21 protein-coding genes are annotated in these 22,732 nt (G+C 45.1%); 13 read left to right on the top strand and 8 right to left on the bottom strand.

Going from position 1 to position 22,732, the window contains the following annotated elements:
* Nucleotides 1–550: 550 nt before the first annotated feature.
* A complete protein-coding gene (locus tag K7P76_RS09115) occupies nucleotides 551–934 on the top strand; it encodes a YciI family protein (protein WP_232184979.1) in 384 nt (127 codons plus the stop codon).
* A 406-nt stretch (nucleotides 935–1,340) separates the two neighbouring features.
* Here the strand turns inward: K7P76_RS09115 and K7P76_RS09120 are convergent, their stop codons facing one another.
* A complete protein-coding gene (locus K7P76_RS09120; protein ID WP_309244747.1) occupies nucleotides 1,341–1,691 on the bottom strand; it encodes a helix-turn-helix domain-containing protein in 351 nt (116 codons plus the stop codon).
* Nucleotides 1,692–2,596: 905 nt separating this feature from the next.
* On the opposite strand from K7P76_RS09120, the gene K7P76_RS09125 reads away from it, so the two are divergent.
* Both K7P76_RS09125 and K7P76_RS09130 read left to right on the top strand, forming a co-directional pair.
* Entirely contained in the window at nucleotides 2,597–3,163 is a 567-nt protein-coding gene (locus tag K7P76_RS09125; protein WP_255678443.1) for a TetR/AcrR family transcriptional regulator, read from the top strand.
* A complete protein-coding gene (locus tag K7P76_RS09130; RefSeq protein WP_232184982.1) occupies nucleotides 3,164–4,399 on the top strand; it encodes a glycosyltransferase in 1,236 nt (411 codons plus the stop codon).
* Between the two features lie 3 nt (nucleotides 4,400–4,402).
* On the opposite strand, the gene K7P76_RS09135 is transcribed toward K7P76_RS09130, so the two are convergent.
* The 4 genes from K7P76_RS09135 to K7P76_RS09155 form a co-directional block, all read right to left on the bottom strand.
* Complete coding sequence (locus K7P76_RS09135; protein WP_232184983.1) at nucleotides 4,403–4,693, bottom strand: transporter; 291 nt, start codon at nucleotides 4,691–4,693, stop codon at nucleotides 4,403–4,405.
* Between the two features lie 38 nt (nucleotides 4,694–4,731).
* The gene (locus K7P76_RS09140) at nucleotides 4,732–5,049 is read right to left on the bottom strand and encodes a hypothetical protein (RefSeq protein WP_232184984.1); all 318 of its coding nucleotides are present in this window, start codon (nucleotides 5,047–5,049) and stop codon (nucleotides 4,732–4,734) included.
* Nucleotides 5,050–5,216: 167 nt separating this feature from the next.
* Nucleotides 5,217–7,829, bottom strand: coding sequence for a flagellin N-terminal helical domain-containing protein (locus K7P76_RS33420; RefSeq protein WP_309244748.1), 2,613 nt, complete (start codon nucleotides 7,827–7,829; stop codon nucleotides 5,217–5,219).
* 161 nt (nucleotides 7,830–7,990) lie between these two features.
* Nucleotides 7,991–8,191: a carbon storage regulator gene (locus K7P76_RS09155; protein WP_232184985.1), complete on the bottom strand. Its 201-nt coding sequence runs from the start codon at nucleotides 8,189–8,191 to the stop codon at nucleotides 7,991–7,993.
* Between the two features lie 459 nt (nucleotides 8,192–8,650).
* Here K7P76_RS09155 and K7P76_RS09160 point away from each other — a divergent pair, with 459 nt between their 5' ends.
* Nucleotides 8,651–13,054: an AAA family ATPase gene (locus K7P76_RS09160; RefSeq protein WP_304518393.1), complete on the top strand. Its 4,404-nt coding sequence runs from the start codon at nucleotides 8,651–8,653 to the stop codon at nucleotides 13,052–13,054.
* Nucleotides 13,055–13,098: 44 nt separating this feature from the next.
* Here K7P76_RS09160 and K7P76_RS09170 read toward each other — a convergent pair whose 3' ends face one another.
* Entirely contained in the window at nucleotides 13,099–13,254 is a 156-nt protein-coding gene (locus tag K7P76_RS09170) for a carbon storage regulator (protein ID WP_232184986.1), read from the bottom strand.
* Between the two features lie 295 nt (nucleotides 13,255–13,549).
* Between K7P76_RS09170 and K7P76_RS09175 the strand changes: the two genes are divergently transcribed.
* The gene (locus K7P76_RS09175) at nucleotides 13,550–14,134 is read left to right on the top strand and encodes a TMEM175 family protein (protein WP_232184987.1); all 585 of its coding nucleotides are present in this window, start codon (nucleotides 13,550–13,552) and stop codon (nucleotides 14,132–14,134) included.
* Nucleotides 14,135–14,174: 40 nt separating this feature from the next.
* Here the strand turns inward: K7P76_RS09175 and K7P76_RS09180 are convergent, their stop codons facing one another.
* Nucleotides 14,175–15,071, bottom strand: a complete 897-nt coding sequence (locus K7P76_RS09180) for an AraC family transcriptional regulator (protein ID WP_232184989.1) — start codon at nucleotides 15,069–15,071, stop codon at nucleotides 14,175–14,177.
* Nucleotides 15,072–15,225: 154 nt separating this feature from the next.
* Between K7P76_RS09180 and K7P76_RS09185 the strand changes: the two genes are divergently transcribed.
* The gene (locus K7P76_RS09185; RefSeq protein WP_232184991.1) at nucleotides 15,226–16,236 is read left to right on the top strand and encodes a Gfo/Idh/MocA family protein; all 1,011 of its coding nucleotides are present in this window, start codon (nucleotides 15,226–15,228) and stop codon (nucleotides 16,234–16,236) included.
* 11 nt (nucleotides 16,237–16,247) lie between these two features.
* Entirely contained in the window at nucleotides 16,248–17,075 is an 828-nt protein-coding gene (locus K7P76_RS09190; RefSeq protein ID WP_232184992.1) for a sugar phosphate isomerase/epimerase family protein, read from the top strand.
* A 187-nt stretch (nucleotides 17,076–17,262) separates the two neighbouring features.
* Here the strand turns inward: K7P76_RS09190 and K7P76_RS09195 are convergent, their stop codons facing one another.
* Complete coding sequence (locus K7P76_RS09195) at nucleotides 17,263–18,057, bottom strand: nucleotidyltransferase domain-containing protein (protein ID WP_232184994.1); 795 nt, start codon at nucleotides 18,055–18,057, stop codon at nucleotides 17,263–17,265.
* Nucleotides 18,058–18,458: 401 nt separating this feature from the next.
* On the opposite strand from K7P76_RS09195, the gene K7P76_RS09200 reads away from it, so the two are divergent.
* The 6 genes from K7P76_RS09200 to K7P76_RS09225 all read left to right on the top strand — a co-directional run bounded on the left by K7P76_RS09200 (nucleotide 18,459) and on the right by K7P76_RS09225 (nucleotide 22,580).
* Nucleotides 18,459–19,067: a hypothetical protein gene (locus K7P76_RS09200; protein ID WP_232184995.1), complete on the top strand. Its 609-nt coding sequence runs from the start codon at nucleotides 18,459–18,461 to the stop codon at nucleotides 19,065–19,067.
* A 277-nt stretch (nucleotides 19,068–19,344) separates the two neighbouring features.
* On the top strand, nucleotides 19,345–19,956 hold the full coding sequence (locus K7P76_RS09205; RefSeq protein WP_232184996.1) for a hypothetical protein: 612 nt from the start codon (nucleotides 19,345–19,347) through the stop codon (nucleotides 19,954–19,956).
* 218 nt (nucleotides 19,957–20,174) lie between these two features.
* On the top strand, nucleotides 20,175–20,888 hold the full coding sequence (locus K7P76_RS09210) for a class I SAM-dependent methyltransferase (RefSeq protein ID WP_232184997.1): 714 nt from the start codon (nucleotides 20,175–20,177) through the stop codon (nucleotides 20,886–20,888).
* Nucleotides 20,889–21,206: 318 nt separating this feature from the next.
* The gene (locus K7P76_RS09215) at nucleotides 21,207–21,689 is read left to right on the top strand and encodes an HAD-IA family hydrolase (RefSeq protein ID WP_232184998.1); all 483 of its coding nucleotides are present in this window, start codon (nucleotides 21,207–21,209) and stop codon (nucleotides 21,687–21,689) included.
* A gap of 250 nt (nucleotides 21,690–21,939) precedes the next feature.
* Nucleotides 21,940–22,194, top strand: a complete 255-nt coding sequence (locus K7P76_RS09220; RefSeq protein WP_232184999.1) for a hypothetical protein — start codon at nucleotides 21,940–21,942, stop codon at nucleotides 22,192–22,194.
* Entirely contained in the window at nucleotides 22,191–22,580 is a 390-nt protein-coding gene (locus K7P76_RS09225) for a retropepsin-like aspartic protease (RefSeq protein ID WP_232185000.1), read from the top strand. Before K7P76_RS09220 ends, K7P76_RS09225 begins: the two co-directional genes overlap by 4 nt.
* Nucleotides 22,581–22,732 lie beyond the last annotated feature (152 nt).

Consider the following 22,732-nt stretch of genomic DNA (forward strand, 5'->3'; position numbering starts at 1 on the left):
CCCCCAAAGATCTTCTCCACCACTAATACCTTCTTCATCTCTGCTCTGGTCAATGTCACTGTCTCCTGTCCCATAGTGACATTATCTCAGAACAGTTATAGGGTGACATTATCACAGCACAACAACACATGCTGGTGCCAAATAGTTGACGAAAATTGGAGAAGTGATTAAACTATTTGAGCATTTTTATCGAAACCCGCCGTCGTGGCATCTCTTCGTTACGCTAACGGAGAACGATAGTTGAATCACCGATAACAAGGCCGCCAATTACTTCGGTGGCCTTCTGTGCATCTTATGAAGGCTTAATCATTGCCCTTGGATCGGGTCAAAAAGGTTGGCAATCATGCGCCGCGGCGCATTTTTCGCCGATAGACCCGTTAAGCTGAACCGTACCATAAGTGACGGCGAGTTTTTGGTGGGTATCGGAGAACGAGATACCTCAAGTTAAAAATTAATCAATATTTTTGTAGTATGGATATGTCGAGATTGATCCATGTTGTTCGTTGATTAAATGTAAGGAAGAAAATCTAAAGCCAAAGGAGAAGTGAAAATGAAATTCCTATGTTTGGGTTACATGGATTCTAAGAAAATGAATTCCCTCCCGCAGGATGAGATCAATGCGGTTATGCAAGAGTGTATGCCACACCTTAAGGAACTCTATAAGAGCGGCCAAGTTATTATTGATGCCGGTCTTACCTCGGAAACGAAATGCTTACGGCGGGCGAAGGGGAAGGTGAAGGTTACGGACGGTCCTTTTATCGAAACGAAGGAGATGATTGGCAGCGCATTTATCATAGAAGCACGAGACATGGAGGAAGCAACTCGCATAGCTTCTTTACATCCGACTGTACAGGTAGACTTGGGAGAGCAGTATGGTTGGAGGATTGAAATACGACCGATCCACTACTTCGAAGAGGGGTCTAGTACCATCTAAGTTCCTATTTTGCGAAGCACATGGGTTTGGCCGTCCTTACAAGGGTGGCCTTAAAACTTGCCGTTACATACAGTGCGGAGAACCGTATCATAAGTGACGGCGAAAAATTTGGTGTCGGGAATGGCAGGGGAATGCTGTGGAATCAGTGTTTGAGCCCCCTAAGGCAACAGGTTTCTGGGGTCTTTCTTTTGAGAAGAATTCACACAAAGACGACCATTATAAACCAAGCCACCACCAAAACAAGTATTGCGAGAATAAATTCAATCCAAAAATATTCGAAGATTCGCCGAAATGATGATACGCAGAGTAATGCAAGAATATGAGTCGAGCTTAAAACATTATATAGCCACAATAAAAATCACCAATCCCGACACGGACTTGGTGATTTTTATTCATATAAGCTGACTTAACGCTTAGTATCGAGCGCATTAAAGATGTCCCGATTTATCTTGTTAATCATTTCAAGTTCTTCTATACTCCTGCCGCTTATCATGGACATATGTTCATCAACTGCCCTCTGATGTGCCTTGGCGGCATCATTAGTTTCAAGCCCATCCCGAAACAACTCAATAGGCGGTACATGTAAAGCTGTAACAATTTTCTCCAATGTTTCTAGGGAAATATTGCGTTCTCCGCGTTCTACCCCACCTATATAACTATAATGAAGTGACGAAGCCTCTGCGAGTTGCTCTTGAGTCCATCCCTTCGCTTTCCGCATTGACCTAATTCTATTTCCAACCAAATTCGATAACCTCACCAAAACCACCTCTACTACAGGTTAGGGAACGTTTTAAGACACGAACAGATATTTAAAATAGAAATAGTATTGCCTAAAAAAAGTACTTAATAGTACTATTTTAAAATAAAAACTTACTCTATCGTATTTGAACCAACCATGCTGTTTGATGAACTATCAAAACTTGAAGGCGACATATTTAGAAACAAGGGCAACGGCGAAGAAATCAATTGTACCGAGAAATCGTGAAAAACTAGGAAAGGAACGGGAAGGAAAATTCCTTCAGTGAAGCTGAAGTAGCGGTTCTCAAAAAGGAAATTTCCCACAACCAAAATCAACCCTGGCGATAGAGGAGCGTATTTTCGTGAAACTTTTAACCCGCTAGAAATGGATTGAACGGATGTGGGCAGGGATAGTATGGGTTGTACGAGGAATCATAAGATAGGGAACCATTTTTATTTCTCGTCAGATGTGTTACGGAGAACCTTTACCATAAGTAGGGTGAATTTTTGGTGAAAACCCTTATTTGACTTGGAATGCTTACGATTTCTACGAGAGTCAAAATAGCATTGCGATCAGTTCCTAAGTCCACTGCTTATGGTACGCACAAACAACGATGTGATGCCATGGACAAGCTGAGATCCGGATTTGCCCGTGCAATGAAAGTTCTAATAGGCTGAGCTTGAACGAGCGAAGATGCAATGAGGCTTGAAAAGTGGGTTATTTATCTCCGACCACGAGTTGACATTGCCTCGCGCTTGTTCTAGTAATTGATCGAAAAGTTGAATGAATTGTTGAGCACGATTCAGTTGACTTATGAATAATTTGGAGTTAACGTTATTAACATGAAATAGCAAGAGGATGTGCGGCAATCAGAAATGGAAGATGACAAGCAACAGCCTGAGCAACTTACTCGCCCCTATCGAATGGAGGCCAGGGCAAGATCGGCGGCAATAACGGGAGAACGTATACTTGATGCTGCGGTGGAGATTTTTTACGAGCAACCGGTCGCTAACCTCTCTCTTGAGGAGGTCGCGCGCCGCTCCGCTGTCTCAGTGCAGACGGTGATACGGCGTTTCGGAGGCAAGGAAGGCCTCTTCGCTGCAGCCTCCGAGCGCGAATCGAGACGAATAGCCAGCCATCGTGACCAAGCGGCGGTGGGAGACGTGGCAGGGGCATTACATATATTGCTCGATCATTACGAAGAGGTAGGTGATGGGGTGCTTCGCATGTTGGCCGAAGAGCATTGGATGCCAGCACTGCGAGAGATAATTGACGGCGGACGTGGTTATCACCGGCAATGGTGCGAGCGAGTGTTCGCCCCAGCGCTGACCGAACGAGAAGGGACCGAGCGGGAGAGACGCCTTGCTCAGTTGGTAACTGTGACGGATATCTACACCTGGAAACTACTTCGTCGCGATTACGGTTTGAGCCGCGACCAAACTGAGCTCGCTCTGGGCGAGCTACTTCATCCTCTAACTGGAGGTAATTAGATGGCCCGTATCCTTGCTTATACTTCGCCCGCCCGCGGACACTTGTTTCCGCTGACTCCGATTCTGGATGAGCTTTGCAAACGCGGTCACGACATCGTACTGCGCACACTGGCTTCGCAGATGGAGCTCGCACGATCGCATGGCTTCGACGCCGCTCCGATCGACAAACGGATCGAAGCAATGCCTCACGATGATTACAAGGCACGCACGGCACGGGGGGGACTGCAACGCGCTGTAAGCATGTTCAGCGCGCGTGCGGAGCATGACGGACCCGATCTGAAGCAAGCGATCGCGAGTACGCGCCCCGACGCTGTAATCGTCGACGTAAACTGCTGGGGTGCTGTCGCGGCTGCCGAGGCTTGGGGCGGTCCATGGGGGACATTCTGCCCCTATCCGCTTGCGTTGACTTCGCGTGACGCGCCGCCTTTTGGTCCAGGGCTTCCGCCTGCTCGCGGAACTCTTGGCAGAATGCGCGATCGCGCTCTGAAGCCGTTGTTTGTAGGTACCTTCGAGCGCACTATGTTGCCGCCGCTCAACGAAATACGCAAAAGGCTTGGGCTTGGCCCGGTAAGCAGTGCCGACGATATGTTTGGCCGCCCGCCGCTTCTACTCTATCTTACAGCCGAACCGTTCGAGTACCCGCGCTCGGATTGGCCGTCAAACATCGTCATGGTCGGCCCCTGCGCTTGGGACCCGCCTGCCGAACCTCCTGAATGGTTAGCTGAGATCGAACGTCCAATCGTACTTGTTACAACGTCCTCGGAGTTTCAAAATGACGGTCGCCTTATCGAAGCGGCGCTTGACGCTTTCACTGAAGAGAATGTCCACATCATCGCAACAATTCCCTCACAAGATTCGGCCAAATTCCGAACATCAGCCAATGCCAGCTTAGTACCATTTCTTCCTCATGGACTCGTGCTTGACCGCGTAGTGTGTGCAATTACCCATGGTGGCATGGGGGCCACGCAGAAAGCTCTTGTACACGGCGTTCCTGTGTGCGCGGTGCCTTTTGGACGTGATCAACTGGAGGTGGCGCGGCGCGTCGAGGTAGCCGGAGCGGGCACGCGCCTGCCCGCCGGCCGACTCAGCCCAAGTCGCCTACGTGCCAAGGTGCGCGAAGCGATGGCGTGCGTCGAAGGCGCCCGCAGAGTATCCGAAAGTTTCGCGTTAGCGGGCGGAGCCATTGCCGCTGCTACTGCGATTGAGACGCATCTTTTAGAACTTAATCGTGACTAAACCTCAAAAGCACGAAAACGATTCAATCCTCTGAAGGTCGAAGCCGGAGAACATCCAAAAGAAACCGTTCCAACGGAATCCCGAGATCGACGTCCGACCGACGAATACGGGGTAAAACCAGAAGCCTGCTCCGCCGCGCGGCCAAATATACGTAAAGCGGAACATGCAGCGGGAGATTGCGCCCGGATCAACGGCAAGCGTCGATGTGAGAGGCTTCGGAGGAATCGTTTGAGGCGGCGGCGAAGAGGGGGGCAGCGGCCCGCCTTGCGGTCCGAAAGGAGGCGTAAAGGCCATGTTCATCACTCCTTAAGTAGTCGGCTGTCCTTGCGTCCTCAGAGTAGCGATATGGTGAGAAGGTTAAACAGAACAAGCGGAAGCACGAAGTCGGTATAAGGGTTCGGCGGACCTGGAAAGAAGGCGCGAGCGTAACCCTCGTTCGATAGGCACAAATATAGAATTCCTCTGTCGCAATGAAGGATATACCCTTCGAAGACATCTCCGTCCATTGTCTCGACCTTGACCAACCGATTGGCGTGGTGAGCGCACAACCGATGAAAATGGTCTCTGACGGATAGCAACGTCTTATGAACATTTGGATCGCACTGATAGATCGACGTTAGTTCTTGATGAACCGTAATTTTCGAGCCCATGGCAAAGACCTCCGTATTTTCGAACATGGGTTATTCTATGTAGGGGCCCACTTCGGCGTTACATTAGCATGAGTAGTCCCAAACTTCATGCAAAACAACCTCCAATTCCACCCATAAAGTGGAGATGGAGGTTGCTTTGCTTGAATTCCCTTTTCCGTTTTGAAAAATTAACGGAGAAGCTGCAGAACGCCTTGAGGTTGTTGATTGGCTTGTGCAAGCATAGCTTGCGCGGCTTGAGCAAGGATGTTGTTCTTTGTTAGTTCCATCATTTCCTTCGCCATATCCGTATCACGGATACGAGATTCAGCAGCTGTCAGGTTTTCAGAAGAAGTGTTCAAGTTGTTGATCGTGTGTTCTAAGCGGTTTTGAACAGCACCTAGGTTGGCGCGTTCAGAGGACACCTTATTTATTGCATTGTCCAGTACTTTAATCGCAGCAGATGCTTTTGTAGAATCAGTTACGTCAAGAGAATATTCAGCAGCGGTATTGTCCGTTCCATTAGTAGCGGATTTTGTTGCGGTCCAAGCTGCACCCGTTGCTCCGGTCGCTTCGGAAGAATTAGCAGCGCTAATTCCAAGAGCATCAGAACGCATGTCAGCCAAGCTCATTGCTAAAGTTTGTCCTTGATTTGCACCTACTTGCATGGTGAGGGACTTGTCTACAACTCCATTTTCAATTTCAAATGTTGCTTTGTCAGTAGTAGCAATATTAGTTCCAGCTTTAATGTTTATCCCTGTTGAACCTAAGGCTACCGTATCATTAGGATTAATAGATTGATTGGAAACGTCAGTTGTTTCATATGAACCATTGTTGTCGGCATCTCTTTTAAGTGTCATTCTGAAGTCATCCGCAGGGATAACATCTTTAACCGAGAAAAAGATTTCACCCGCAGCAATGCTAGTGCCTGGCGTAGTTCCGTTGTATTTAAGACCGACATTAAATCCTAAATCAACTTTTTCGGTTGCGGTTGTTCCAGTAAGTGCATAGGTTCCTCCTCCAGCTGAGGTTCCATCTGCCTTTTGGACCGTTGCAGTCAATGATGTCGAACTTCCGATTTTAAAGGTCACATTACTCGTTGCTCCTGCAGCCATCACGCTCAACTTGGATGAATCTAAGTCGATTTGCACGCCATTCCCTGCAGCTCCGATTGCAATGTTAGTGAGATTAGCAGAGTTGGATAATTGGCTTTCCGTGATATTAACCGGACCTCCAAGCGCAACGCCGCCTGTATCTTTCAATTGAATCGCATAGTTATCTGTGTGTGTTACATTCGTTGAATACGTATTTCCACGTACAAATTGGTTCGTATCGTCTACAGTAGTGAACGATAGTTTTCCACCATCTGCAAATGTAAGCGTCTGTGTAGCGGAAGCGGCTCCGTCATTAAAATCCGCAATTTTAATGTCACCCGTTGATTGTTGTGTAACCGTAACGCGGTTGCCGAGGGTTAATTGAATTTCTTGGTTGTCAAAAGAACCGTTTACTGCAGGAGCAGCGTTAGCATCAGCCCACATTTTGGCATTATCTAGATTGAAGCTAACGTCTCCCAATTGGATCGATGTTGAACCAGCACTATTCGTTACTGTAGTATTTGCTGTTTGTAGTACGGTTCCTCCGGAATCTTGCAATTCAAACGTAAAGGCTGCTTGACCGGCTACGCCCGCAGTAACTGTTTCGGTTTGCTTAACTACAATCTTGTAACCAGTACCATTTGCATACGGCGAATTACCGGCAATCGTAATTCCCGACATTGCTCCAGTAGTAGCCGTGTCGGTAATCGTACCTGCACCAGTTCCTGTTCCTGCCGTACTAGATATCCTAGCCGAGGTAGTGAAGGTATAAGTACCCTCTTTAGCAGGATTAGCGGGGTCGGAATTAGCAGAAACAGCGCTTATTCCCCCGCCGTTAATTGCAGTTGCTGCCACAGTAGTCGTTTTCGCGACTTCAACAGTATAGTTAGCGGCACTAGCCGCCAAATTAGAATTCGCATCGATGGTAATGGCATTATTACCGCCCGCTGTATTAAGAACGGCTTCATTAACAGTGGCGTCATCTGTAACTGTATTCGTAGATTTTGCAGTTTGGCTTGCGACTACAATTTTATAGTTACCTTCAGCGAGACCAAGGTCGCCATTGCTTGCAGTACTGAACGATTCAACTCCGGTAGCATTTGTAGTGCCTGTAAGTACGTTATCACCTACGCTTTGATAAGCATTACCGGATCCGCCGGCATTTGTAATAGAGATTTCATACTTTCCGGATCCCGCTGTTGCATTGGGATCAATAGTAAGATTACTTAAATTTGCTGAAATCACAGGTGTGGAGCCGGTTTTCAATTGTTTTGCGGCACTACTTGCAGAAATATTACCGTCTAACAATTTTTTGGTATTGAACTCCGTCGTATTAGCAATTCGGTTAATTTCAGAAGTTAGTTGATTAACTTCCTTTTGAATTTGTTCGCGGTCTTCTGAAGTATTCGTACCGTTTGCCGCTTGCGTAGCGAGCTCCTTCATACGTTGAAGAATCGAGTGAGTTTCGTTCAATGCACCTTCCGCTGTTTGAACAAGAGAGATCCCATCTTGAGAGTTACGGCTTGCTTGATCCAAACCGCGAATCTGCCCTCTCATTTTTTCGGAAATCGCAAGACCTGCAGCGTCATCTCCTGCACGGTTAATGCGAAGACCAGATGATAACTTTTCGATGTTTTTGTTGGAAGCAGCAGAGTTAGCAGACAACTGACGGTACGTGTTAAGCGATGCGATGTTGTGGTTAATTCTCATTGATTATTACCTCCATGTGGTGTGTTTTAGGATGCCTATCCTTTTGCATCCCTTTGAAGCGCATACCTTGCGATGCCTCACAAATCAGTGATGGATTGCGCGCCGATCCAAACGATTTGTAAGTCAAACGGGTTATCTTCCTTGACTTGCACCACTCGTCCTTAAGTGGAAGAGGTCTTGGCCTTTTCTGCCGTTCCTAAAGCTATATTTTTTTCTTCCCATAACTCTCCGCGAACAATGGGAATATGCTTCGGCGCTTCGATCGCCAAGCGTAAATGACCTTCATCGCTCTTGATGACCCTTACCATAATGTTGTTGTCGATCAGCACATATTCTCCAGGTTTTCTACCTAACACGAGCATTGGCTCATCCCCTTATTTCGCTTATAAAATGGACATAAAAAATGAGCAAACACGTCGCTGCCCTTCTTCATCCTGAAGAATGACGGCGACCTATTTGCTCATCCATAAGTCTGCAAATGATTCAATTTTCAAAAAGCGACATTAAACAGCAAAAAAAGACGAATAAATAGGCATGCGTTTCAGATGTTCCTCCCTGAAACTTCATGCCTATTTACTCGTCCATGAGTAATCGAATATGAGATTGATTTATATATCGACAATTCGCTTGAAATGTTTAGTCTTTTCGCGAAAATCTTTTTGAAAGTGATTAATAAATTTTTATAAATCGAATTCGTTGTGAATCCCGCTGATTAGTATATTATGAATATAGTCCTATTTTTTTGTGATTATAGTCCTATCAATATAAGGTATTCATAGGGTTCCATATCTTCAATCCATGTTAGATGGGGGTTAAAAACGTTGAACGACAACAAAGAGATGACTTTAAGGACGTTCATGAAACAGAATATAATCGATCTCCGGGGATTTTTCTCCATCGCATTGGAATTAGTAGAGTTGATTAGAAAGCGGCATCTAAGCGGTGTCATTGTGCACGATTTAAACCCAGCGAATATATGTATTCAATCCCAAAGCGCTCGACCGACGCTTCGGCTTATTCATCCATTCGGATCAGAGCAGATTCATGGGCAAACCATCGTACAGCCAGACGATCTCATCCACGCGTTTGCTTACATCTCGCCAGAGCAAACAGGTCGCATGAAACGAAAAATCGATCAACGCAGCGATTTGTATGCTTTAGGTGTTCTTTTTTACGAGTTGCTTACGGGGGACGTTCCTTTCAAGGCGAAATCGGCAAACGAGTGGATCCATGCCCACATGGCGCTGCTGCCTATTCCTCCGCGGACCGTCAAACCCGAAGTCCCGCAAATGTTGAATGATCTCGTGATGAAGCTGCTTTCGAAAACAGCGGACAATCGGTATCAAAGCGCCTACGGTCTCCATGACGATCTGCGAAAATGCTCGGAACAGCTCACGGAGAAAGGAATAATCGAGCCGTTTCCATTAGGAGAAGTAGATGAAATAAGCCGTTTTCGGTTGCCGGAAAAGCTTTATGGCAGAGAAAAAGAATTGCAAGAGCTGCTCAACGCTTATGAGCGCTCCTGTTCGGGCTCCATGGAGATCATGTTAATCGGCGGTCATGCCGGAAGCGGTAAAACAGCGTTAGTCAAAGCCATTCAAACGCCCGTTATTCATAAGAAAGGGTATTTTATTTCGGGTAAGTTTGACCAACTCAATCACTCCATACCCTACGCATCGCTTATTATTGCTTTTCGCGATTTGATTCGGCAGATTTTAGCGGGGAGCGAGGATCAGATTGCCGTATGGAAAACAAGGATTTTAGAAGCCCTGGGACAAAGCGGCATCGTTCTCATCGAAGTGATTTCCGAGCTAACGTTGATTATAGGGAAACAGCCCCCGGTAGAGGATTTGCCTCCAACGGAATCGACGAACCGGTTCCAAACGCTTTTCAGCAACTTGATTAAGGTTTTTGCGGATCGGAAGCATCCGTTGGTCATTTGGTTGGATAATTTGCAATGGGCCGATTCGGCCTCGCTTCGCTTGCTTCGGGTTTTAATGGATGACCCGTCCAATAAGTATCTGTTCATCATGGGTACTTATCGAAACAATGAAATCGACGAGGGACATTTATTAGGAGAAATGTTTTTAGATAACTCGTCTAAGATGGATAACGCCATTCATTATTTGAACATTAAAGCGCTCGGTTATCTCAAAGTAATCCAATATGTCGCGGATGCGCTGCATGCCGATCAAAGCGGAATCAAGCCGCTGGCGGAAGCCTTGTATCAGAAAACGGCGGGCAATCCCTTTTATCTAAAGCAAATGCTGCAAGTTTTTTATGATGAAAAGCTGCTCTATTTTAATTCGGACAAGACGCGCTGGGATTGGGATATTCAATCGATTAAGGAACGGGAAGGCTTTAAGGATGTCATTAGCCTGATCGCGGGCAGGTTTAACACGCTTCCGGAAGAAACTCGCCAAGTGCTGCGTTTAGCGAGCTGTATCGGAAACTCTTTCGATATTGAAACGTTGTCTATGCTATACGGGCAGGGGACGGATCATACGGAACAAGATTTGCTGCCCGCGTTAAGCGAAGGCTTGCTACTGACTGAAAAAGACGCCTATATTTTCTTGCATGATCATGTGCAGAGAGCGGCTTACGATCTTATGCCGGACGAGGAAAAGAAGCAAGTCCATTTGAAAATCGGCCGTACCATGCTTCGTTATTATCGATCGGATACAACGGACGATCATCTATTCGAGGTAGTACATCATTTGAATTTGGGCAGCGAGTGCATGACGTACCCCGCGGAGATCGAACAGTTGTCCCGGCTTAACCTGCAAGCTGGAAGAAAGGCCAAAGCTTTCGCAGCGTATGTCCGGGCGTTGGAGCTATTGGAAAAAGGCGCGCTGTTGATTGCAGCCGAGGGTTGGTCACGGCACTTTGCTCTGTATTCCAACCTCTTGCTTGAAAGCTCAGAATGCCGGTATTTCTGCGGTTATTTCGATCGGGCGGAGGCCGATTTGGAGCAGTTGCTGCTGCGCGCCGGAAACGTATCGGATCGAGCCAAGATCTATGTCATCCAGATTACGATGTACGCTTTTCGGAAGAGAGACGGAAAAGCGTCCGATATCGCCTTAAAGGCAATGGCGGAGTTCGGGATGAATATTCCTCCCAAAGCCTCGCGTCTATCCATTATGGCCGAGATTGCCTATACGCAAATGGAGCTTTCCAGAAAAGCGAGCCGCCTAAAGGACTTGCCGATCAGCCGGGATCCGTTGCATAAAGCGTTAGCGGATATCGTCATGGCCTCGTCGTCGATTTTATTTATCGTCAACGAGGAATTGGCCGTGATTTTGTTTGCGAAATACGTACGAATGTCTTTGAAGCAAGGGCACTCCGAAGCGTTCTCCATTGCGCTCGGCTCTTATGCCATGACGTTGGCTCACGGATTAAAAAGCTATAAAACCGCGTTACGTTTAGCCGAGATTGCTCTTCGCTATTCCGAGAAAGCGGACAGTATCCTTCTCAAAGGAAAAATTCACTGCATCATGGCATTGGCTTTGCAATTTCGGCGACCTCAAGAGCCGGGACGATACTTTCAGAAAGCAGAACGGTTAAGCTTGGAAGGCGGGGATAGGGTATACGCGGGATACGCCATATCTTCGAGATTAATTACGGAAAGAGAAGATTTGCGCCGCTTGAATCATATCTGTCGTCAATATGAGGAAAAAGCAACTCAAACGCTGGACGATATCACTTTAAGGGTGCTCTACCAAACGAAACAATACGTACGCCTTTTGCAAAGCGCGACGGATACGAACCATCTGATTTTCAGCAGCGAACGTTTCGATGAGGGCCAATTGCTGCGGGAAGAAAAATCGAACAACGTGTATAAAGGAAATCTGTATTATTACTACACCTGCAAGCTTGAGGTTTATTATTTATATGGCCGTTCTTCGGAGGCTGTGGCATTTGCCGAACAATCCAAGAAATTATATGCATCCCTTATGTTGTCGGTAACGCAGAGACACTGCTTCTATCATGCATTAGCCATTACGGCCGTATATCCCTCTGCTCCGAATGATGAAAGACGCAATTATCGCAAAGAGTTAAATCAATTGCTGGCCCAGATGAAAAAATGGAAGAAGCTCGTTCCGGAAAGCTCATTGTCCAAATATCGAATCATGTCGGCGGAATGGGCACGTTTGGAGGGCAAACATTCGAAGGCGGCGAAGCTTTATGATCAAGCGATTGAGTGGGCTCAAGAAACGGGCTATCCACAAGACGAAGCGGTCGCGAACGAATTGGCCGCAAAAATGTTCCTGTCGTTGAACAATAATCAAATGGCGGAAAATTACCTCCGGAATGCCTGCAAGGCGTACTTTAGATGGGGTGCGAATGGGAAGGTTAGAAGCTTGCAGGAACGCTATCCGATACTCAGGACGCTTTCGTTCGAGGAACTGGACGAATCCGAGAATTCGGACGGCAGCGCCGAGAAGGAAATCGCCGCAATGGATAGTAGGCTTCACAACGGGCTTGATAACGAATTGGATATGGATACGCTGCGGCAGGCTTCGCAAATCGGGTCCAAGGGTACGGATGAGACGGAGTTGCTGGAGGTTTTCCTTCATCTGGCCATCCATCATGTCGGAGCCGAAAAAGGTTTTGTCCTGTTGGGTAAGGAGGGGAAATGGGTTGTTGAGGCCGAGAAGGATATCAACCGGAACCGAGAGAGGACGGTGGATATCGAAGACTCTTATTCTACCGCCGTGGTTCAATTCGTGATGCGAACGCGGGAATCCGTCGTTCTTGGCGAAGCGCGCCAAAGTATATTCGCAGCGGATCCTCATATCCAACGGAAGCGCCCCAAATCGATTTTGTGTTTGCCCATTCGTTATCCGGACAACCGAAACGGCGTGCTGTACCTGGAAAACAATCTAACATCCGATGCCTTTACGGCAGACCGTTTGGAAGTATTGGAAATGGTGTTCTCGCGAATGGCCTATATGAAGCTCTGGCAATTACGAGACAATGCCGACGAAGACGCGAAAACGGTCGAAGCGAAAATAACACCTTCTCTGGTCGAATCGCTTACGAACCGAGAAATTGAAATCCTTCGTCTGATGGCCGAAGGTTTATCCAATAAAGAGATTGCCCTGCGATTAGAGATTACGGAAGGAACCGTAAAAATTCACTCTTCCAACATCTATGGAAAGCTGCAAGTGAATAGAAGGGTACAAGCCATCTCCAAAGCAAGGGAACTGCAGCTGTTGGACTAGTCCAACAGCTGCGTAGTGCAAGGTTGTTGCACATCGACTCCCGCTTATTCCCGATCAAGCAATTCTCCGCGAACGATAGGGATGTCCTTCGGCGCTTCAATAGCCAAGCGTAAGTGCCCCTCGTCGCTTTTAATGACCGAAACAATAATTTTTTCGTTGATCACGATGTATTCTCCGGGTTTTCTTCCGACAACCAGCATTCGACTCGCTCCTTTACCGGGGAGGATATATTCATGTGATTTGAACACCTTTACGAGAATGATCATAATTCGTTCCAGCCATAAAGGTATCTGACGAAAGATATAGATGGACAAATAAGTTCCGAATATTGACGTGACCAACCTGTATAACGAAAGATATATTCGATAAATTTCCCGTGCAGAGAGTTATGAACCGAACTCATGGCAATGTACTATAAAGGGCGCAAATAAAGGGAAACCAATGCTTGTATAGAAATTATATTTTAGAATACCTTCACGGAAAGGAGTCAGTGTGTTGAAAGCAAATCGTATGGAAGCGTTCAGCGATGGCGTGCTAGCCATCATAATTACCATCATGGTGCTCGAATTCAAAGTTCCCGAAGGCCATGATTGGAGTTCTTTGGCCGACTTGGTTCCCAAGTTCCTCAGCTACGCGGTCAGCTTTATTTATGTAGGGATCTACTGGAACAATCATCACCATCTGCTTCACACGGTTCAAACCTTAAACGGAAAGCTAATGTGGTTGAATTTGTTGTTGTTATTCTCGCTGTCTCTCGTGCCGTTCTCTACGGCTTGGATGGGAGAAAGCAACTTTTCCTCCACGCCAACGGCGTTGTATGGTATCGTGTTGCTGCTTGCAGCGATTTCATACACACTGTTGCAGCGCGCGATTCTTAAACAGCACTCCTCCGATTCTGCTTTCGCGATCGCGATGGGTAAGGACTTCAAAGGCAAGATTTCACCTTTGTTTTACCTGGCAGCCGTTGTGTCGGCATACCTCAATTCATGGGTATCATGCTTCTTCTACGTGCTGGTCGCTGTGATTTGGTTCGTGCCTGATAAGCGGATTGAGCACTTTATAAGGAGCAGGGCATCGTAACCAAGAAAGAGACCCTATGAACTTCTGTGAGAACCGACCTCTAAAACTCAGTTTTAGGGGTAGTTTCGTTCCTCGCTTTAATCGTTCTAGCATATTCCGACGGCGTCATGCCGACCGTTTTCTTGAAGTGTCGAGAGAAGTAATGGACGCTGCTGTATCCGAGCAGATCCGATATTTCAGTCAAATTGTATATCTCTTCGCGGATGTATTTTTTCGCGTGCTCGATTTTCGACTGATTGACGTAAGCGATAATCCCGATCCCGACAGTCCGCTTGAACAGGATGTTCATTTGCGTTCTGCCCATGCTGAATTGCGCGCACAAGCCGTCCAACGTAATTTTGCTCGACAAATTCCGTTCGAGGTATTCGATGATTTGCTTGCTGAGATGCGCGCTTTGATTTTCTCTTGTCGTCGATAATAGGGCGGCTTGCGGCATGTCTGAGCGTTCATTGCGTATGATCAATATAAGCAACTGTTCTAGATAGATTTTGAAAAGCTGCTCTGAGGCGAATGGAGCATCTTGCTTAGGCGTGATCGGGAACAGATTCAGGCCGAAGGAATTCAGGCTTTCCTTCATTAATCGCGCTAACACCGCATGCTCGACTTGCCCAATGCGAAACAGCTTATGTTCGTCAAAAAACTTCATCGCCTCGTTATCGCAGCGAAACGTGACAATGAACAAATTCGGCGCCTTATTGCCGGTGCTCTCCAGTTGATGGTACTCATTCGGACTATGAACGAGAATGTTGCCCTGATTGAGCCGATAGTAGCCCGATTCGGTATTCGCGTTGACTTCGCCTTTATCCACGTAGACGATTTCCCAGAAATCATGACTTTCCCCGTTATATTGTTGCCGATTGGACAACTCGAAATAGTAACAGGTGAAGATGTCGTTAACGACAATCTGTTCGTTGAGTCTGTAAGGTACAAAGTCCATCGTCAGTTCCCCTCCAATATAAAGTATAAATAATCCGTTCTATAATGCAAATGGAAGTGCAAATAAATCGATGCATTATCTAAATCAAGCGGATGAATTAAGCGTTATCATGGTGACTGTCAGATTGCATTCCAGATAAGGAGATGGCAGTACGATGATTAAAGTCGGATTGATCGGTTTGGGGTCGATGGGACGTGTGCATCTGGATATTTTCGCGAGGTTAGAGAGCGAGGGATTTCCGATTAAGCTGGTTGCTATTTATGATGTCGATGAGCAGAAGTTTAAGGGGAAAAGCCAGGAGAGCAACATAGTCGATTTGGGTACGGCGTACGACTTGTCCAAGATCAACACGTATACGGATTTAGAGCTATTTTATCAGGAAGAATTGGATATGGTGGATATTACGCTGCCCACTTATTTGCATGATGAGTTCACGATCCGATCGTTGAACAAGGGGCTTCATGTGCTATGCGAAAAACCGATTGCGCTAGATTCGGACAGAGGGGCGGCCATGGTGGAGGCAGCAGCGGCAACGGGGAAAAGTTTGATGATCGCTCATTGCCTTCGTTTCTGGCCTGAATATGAATACTTAAAAAGCATGGTAGACAGCGAAAAATACGGAAAAGTAAGGGTGGCCAATTTCTACAGAGGCGGCAATGCACCGGGATGGTCCTATGAGAACTGGATGCTGCAAGTAGATAAGAGCGGCGGCGCGCTCGTGGATTTGCACATTCACGATGTAGACATGATCAACTGGCTGTTCGGCAAACCGGAAGCGGTATCGGCGCTGTGCAGCGAAAGTTATGATATTGTTTCCGCGCATTTTCGTTATTCGGACGGGAAAATCATTCAAGCGCAGGCAGATTTATCGCTGCCGGGGGAAGTCGGGTTCTGGATGAGTTATCGCGTTCATATGGATACGGCGACGCTTGAGTTTCAAGATGGCCGATTAACCGTCTATCCGGCGAATGGGCAGTCCTGGGTTTACGAGCATGAAGGGGATCTTGGATATTATCGAGAAATCAAATATTTCGCGGAACGACTGTTGAACGAAGAGGCTGTAATCACGTCGACGCCGGAGGATTCTCTTCTTGCGCTGCGAATCGTCGAAGCTGAGCGGAAATCCTCCGGCAAAGATGGACAATTCGTGCCGATAGGCGAATAAAGGAGGCAGTTATGATGGAAATCGGCGTCATTCATATGCTCGACACAAGCGTGAAAGGGAATATGTTTCAGGTTGTCAGCGAATATGGCTTTCGCGTCTGTCAGCTTTGCGGTTGGGACATGGAACTTTGTACGCCTGAAGTGGCCGAACGCGTAGTCCAAGAAGCGCGCGAGGCTAATGTACGCATTTGCGCGATGTGGGCAGGGGTTCCGGGTCCGGCGGTATGGAATTTTACAGAGGGACCTGTCACGCTGGGACTTGTACCGGAGCAATATCGCGAGGAACGGATCAAGGCGCTGAAAGGATGGGCGGATTTCGCGGTATGGATCGGCGCGCCTGCGATTATTACCCATTGCGGATTTATTCCGGAGAACATGACGGATCCGGAATATCCGCAAGTCGTAGCTGCGATTCGCGAGGTGGCTGCCTATTGCGAAAGCAAAGGGATCGGCTTCTGGTTCGAGACTGGACAAGAAACGCCGATCGTGCTGCTTCGCACCATACAGCGGGTCGGCACATCCAATCTGGGAATTAACCTGGACCCTGCGAATTTGATCTTGTACGGCAAAGGCAACCCGATTGATGCGCTGGATACAATCGGCCCTTATGTGCGCAATATTCACGTGAAGGACGGGCTGTATCCTGTCGACGGCGACCGGCTGGGCGAAGAGGTGCGGGCAGGCGCGGGGAAGGTGAATTATCCGGTGTTCATGCGCAAGCTTAAGGAAATCGGTTTTACAGGTGAATACATTATTGAACGCGAAATAGCGGGAGAAGAGCAGCGGCAGGATATTTTGCATACGACAAATGATTTGAAACGGTGGATGCAGGAAGAGTAGACTCATAATCCTATCGAAGCCGATAGAACCGTCAGGGCCTCTGACGGTTCTTTGTGATAATCGGACCCTAAAGCGATCATAAAAAAGACGACTCCTAGTGAATTTAGGAGCCATCTCATGGCAAATTGCATAGGATCTTCATGATTGGAAAGAAGCTTTTTTATGTCAACTAGGTGGGTCGATATCCTTATTTGGTCGATAAAGAGGAATAAACCTTTTCCAGATAGGCAATCGAAACTTGCTCCGCTTCCTTCCTGAGTACCAAATCAGTAAAGCGATAACGAAGGTTTTGGTATAAACGAATGGTTGATTGCAGGGCATTATAACAGCTCTTGGAATTGTGGGAGGGGATAGTCTCCTCTAATTCTGTGATCACGTTGCCGGCATGTTGCTCCAGTCTCCTTACGCCCCTAGGCAGCTGTCCGTTCTCGGTAAGAATTAATGGACCTAATACCACGCTCCGTATGAATGTAAGAAGATCAATTACTTCGAATAACTCGCCTCTACCTAGTTTGGTGGCACCGTAATGGATCCATACCCAGAATCGGTCTTCATTCCATTGAGGATCAGGAGAAGGACTGTTGGGGGAAGAATGCTGTAGTATTGTACTGATTTCTATCCCTCTCTCCCAAAGAATAAGAGGCTGCTCGATTCGTTCTGCAAGCTCCTCGGGTGTAACGAACTTAAAATCCACATGTAATGGGGATGGACCGTATAGGCAGATGACTAGCCGCGGCTCTCCCACATGTTCACCAGTGAATGCTGACAGCAAGCTCCCTAACTTTTCCACTATATTTAAGCGTTGTTTCATGATCTCTGCTTGATAGGCTGGCTGATACACGACAATAAGATCCAAATCGCTGTACTCATCCATTGTTCCATATATCATGGATCCGCCCGCAAGAAGGCCAATTATCCTTTTATCTTGGATGAAACTCTCTTTTACATGTTCGATAAAGCGCATATGAATCGGTAACACCATTGTAATGCCCCCTAATAATATGACCCATGAAAATGGGTATTACGCGAATATATCATTGGTATATTACCTTGTCAATGCAGAGAACCGTATTATAAGTATCGGCGAAAATTTTGGTGAAGCAGCTTGTGGAGAGCAGTTAAAGGGAGTGGTTAATACTGTAAGAACCAGCCTCTAATCTCGGTTTAGGGGGTTTTTGTTGTCTCTAATCGTGTCAATGAACTGTAAACAAAGGTGAACTAACTACAAATCGCCATACTGTGTTAGATTAGAGTTAGAAAAGGAATTTCATGGGATTTATGGATTCGTAGAAATGCCGTGTATATGGATGTTTACGAACTTCGCAAATAAGAGTTATAGGAAATCAACGCAAATCATTAAAAACTCTTGTAGGAGCCCATATGATGAAGATAAAAACAAGAAATATTAGTGTGCTATTAATAATTCTCGGAGCTTTATTTTTAATATTTTGGCGAATTGGATTACTCGGTTTATGGAATGAAGGGATATCATATATTGCTGATAACACAAAGAATTATAGCGATAAAAATGGTCATATAATTCAAGAAAATTATTCAATTTCGATTAATCTTGCAGATTTAAAAAGCAATATTGGCAAAGTCTTATATGATGATGGAGATAATAAGATTTATGTAATATGGGTTAGTAATTCAGACAATATAAACTCGGGTGGTTATAACATCGGTTTTAGATCAATCGGTAAATATTCATTATCAGGAGCAACATTGATTTCTGGGGTACATCATAAAACATTAGGGGAACATTCATTTACTACAGAAATGTCAGCAAAAATGACTGTTGAATATAAATCCAAGAAATACTCAAGTTCCACTGCTGGAATTAGTGGTTTGAACTATAAAGATGGGGACGATTTTTCATTTTTTATTTTCCCGTCAACCGCATATGAAACAAAAGAGGTATCATTAAATGAAACAGGAGAAGTGATTATTACAATATCCAATCTCTTTAAAAATATCTGGATCAGAAAATAATAATGAAACTACTACTGTCGGTTAATTCGAAGACGGCGTTGACATCCTATAACACCATGTTCACGCTTCGGGCCATTCAGCCCTCGGTCCGGCAGGAGTTAGATGAGGATTCAGAGATGCAATAGGCAGCAACGAGGAAGCGGAATCAGCCGGACACATCCGCACCACCTAACCGCGTCGCGGCCGGCACCTGACGGTGCCTTAAGGTGGTGGGACGTCGTGAACACGAAACGTTATGTGAAATACTTACAATTAATTAATTATTGGAGTTGATTCAATGCTTGTAGTTCATTGGTCTCCAGTAAATAATTCAAAAAGCATTCTGAAAAATGGGATAAGAAAAAATCAAAATGGCCTATACTGTTATCCAGTTACAGGCCATCTTTCTTTAGATAGGTGGTGGATGAAGGCTCTTAAAAGATTTCGGAGAGATGGAAAACGATATAATGGTTTTATTTTCAAAGTCGAGGAACAAGATCTACCAGCATATTATGGTCATTTCATGGGAGCGACTACAAAAGATAAATTTGAAAAACCAATAAAAAGCTTATTAGAATTAGGGCAAGAACTTCAGAATACAATCATCTGGAGAATCGGGGAAAGAATTTCAGGGGGAACCTCAGAAAGGATAACAAACGAAACTGATTATTTAAAGCTCGGTAGGGATGAGATCATAAAGAGACCTGATATATATAAAGAAACACTTAATGATACTGCATTTATGGAATACATACTTGAGGACTTCCAAATAGTATTAACGAAATCAATAGCAGCAAATAGAATAATTCGAATTATCCCGTCAAACGAAGAATTCGGAAGAATTTTATATAAAAACAAAAAACAGCAATATGTTGAGGGAGAATTCAGGGAAGGCAAGTACTTCGGCTAACACCATGTTCACGCTTCGGGGCATTCACCCCTCGGTCCGGCAGAAGTCAGATGTGGATTCGACGAGGCATTTCAGTATCGAGGAAGCAAATTCAGCCGGACACACCCGCACCACCTAACCGCATCGCGGCCGTCCCTTCGGGACTTAAGGTGGTGGGGCGTCGTGAATACAAGAACGTTATATGCAATCAAAGCAAATTCCCATGTGGAGGTAATTCAATGGCAGAGAAAACAATTAGATCATACGAAGACTTATTGAGCATGCTTGATCAGAAGTTTCGTTCACCTGAACAATTCTGGGATCCCTTTTATACAAATCGGGAAAAGCCTGTCCCGTTTTTCAAGAATGCTCCAGATGAGAATTTGGTATCTTATTATGAAAGAAATCTTATCCAACCAGGTAAAGCAATGGATTCAGGATGTGGTTCGGGTAGAAACTCCATTTATTTAGCTAAACAAGGATTTGATGTTGTTGGTTACGACATTTCAAGCGTAGCAATTGAATGGGCACGGGATCGTGCAGATGAGAGTAAGTTAAATATACATTTTGAATGTAAATCAGTGTTCGAAATTAATGTCCTTGAACAATTCGACCTTGTTTACGATTCAGGTTGCTTGCATCATCTCTTGCCTCATCGAAGAATCCAATACCTTGATATGATTTACCGGTCCTTAAAGTCTGGAGGATTTTTTGGAATTACATGTTTTAGACCAGGTTTTGGAGATCTAGGTGGTCCTGTTCGTGAGATGTCCGATTGGGATGTATATGAAGAAGGGACTATGAATGGTGGATTAGCATTTTCAGAGGAGAAAATAAGATATATTTTGGAACCATATTTTGAATGCATCGAATTCAAGTCAGTTGAAAAGCAGGATAATGATGAAGTCTTTGGAGTCCCCTTCTTATGGGGTTCTCTGTGGAAAAAGAAGTAGTTGTGAGAAATCTCGAAGATGGCTTCGACAGCATATAACACCGTTTTCACGCATCGGGTCATTCGGTCCTCGGTCCGCCCGAGGTATTTCGAGGAAGCTGATTCAGGCGGACACATCGATCTCCCTAAGATAAGAGCTATCTTAGGGAGATCGACGTCGTGAATACATGAACGTTATACGAAAGAACCTAAGAGATTTTAAACACGTAGGAGATCATTATGACTAAACATCAATTGATTCTTGATGTAGCAGGAGTAATAATAACAAACCTTTCTCCGACATTTTGGCATGAAATAGCCGATTCAGCGGGCATCCCTTTTGAAGCCATCACAATTCAAACAAGATATTCGTAATTTATTATGGTCAGGAAAGATAAGTGAAGATGCGTTTTGGTATTGGCTTAAAAAACAATGCCCATCATTGGAGATACATAATGCAAAGTCAATTTTAATCAAACAGCTTAGTTATTTGCCTGCATTTAATTGTATACCTGACTGGAGCCAATTAGCTGATATTCATCTGCTAAGTAATCATCGATCGGAATGGTTAGAGCCGCTATTAAAACCAATAAAAAAGTATGTTAAGAGCATAACAATCTCAAGTTCCGTTGGATTTTGTAAACCTGACCGAGAGATATATGAAATCGTTCATAATAAATTAAATGTGAAACAAAAAGTATTGTTTATAGATGATCAGGAGGAGAACTTGAAACCTGCACAAGAATTATTTTGGAGTACGCTAATTGCAGATAAAAAAGGCATTTGGATAGAACAAGTAAATGAAATGTTAAACACTGATTAAAGATTTTGCAGCAAGTTCAATGAAGAGGTTCCTTCGTATAACACCGTATTCGCGCTGCGGGCCATTCGGCCCTTGATCTGCCAGAAGCATTAAGTTTATTCAGGCAGATACATCCATTCCCCTAAGATAAGAGCTATCTAAGGGGAATGGACGTCGTGAATACAAGAACGTTCTACGAAAGTCCACAAAGGCTGTAGGCTCCAAAGATATGGTATAATTTCTTCATAAGCCCAAGAAATGAGGTAGAGCCATGAATTGGGAAACTTTAAGAAACCATTTTCCAGATCAGTGGGTACTTTTCGAAGCAATTGAAGCGCATTCTGATAACGGTAGAAGATTGGTTGATCGAATAGCAATGATTAATCAATACGTTGATGGTAAAGACGTCTTAAATGAATATAAAATAATCCATAAGACAGAACCTAACCGAGAACTTTATGTTGCTCATACAAGTAAGACTGAATTAGAGATTATAGAGCGCAAATGGATAGGTGTTCGAATATGAATAAAGCAATTCAGCTTTCAAATAGCGATTTACCTTTTATTGAGAATACGGTATATTACAATAATCAGAGCATTAGATTGCCCAAAGTACTGATTGATACAGGATCATCAAGTACGATCTTAAAATTAGATATAATGGAAGAAATCGGATTGACTGTCGAACTCGAAGATGTCTTAGGAACAATAAGCGGTGTAGGCGGAAGTGATTTCGTCTTTTTTAAAACTGTAGATGCAATTGAAGTACATGGATTTAAAATTGAGAACTTTCAGGTCGATATAGGAACAATGAATTACGGGATAAATATCGATGGAATTATTGGAATGGACTTTTTATTAAAGGCAAAAGGGATAATTGACTTGAATGAATTAATATTGATATGTAAGTAAAGCAGGAAGCGTGGACCTTCGTATAACACCAAATTTACGCTTCGGGGCATTCGGCTCTCGGTTTGCCCGAAGCAATTCAAAGTAGAATATCAGGCAGACAAATCGATCCCCCTAAGATAAGAGCTATCTAAGGGGATCGACATCGTGAACAC

Source organism: Cohnella silvisoli, from assembly GCF_021190915.1.
Classification (GTDB): domain Bacteria; phylum Bacillota; class Bacilli; order Paenibacillales; family Paenibacillaceae; genus Cohnella; species Cohnella silvisoli.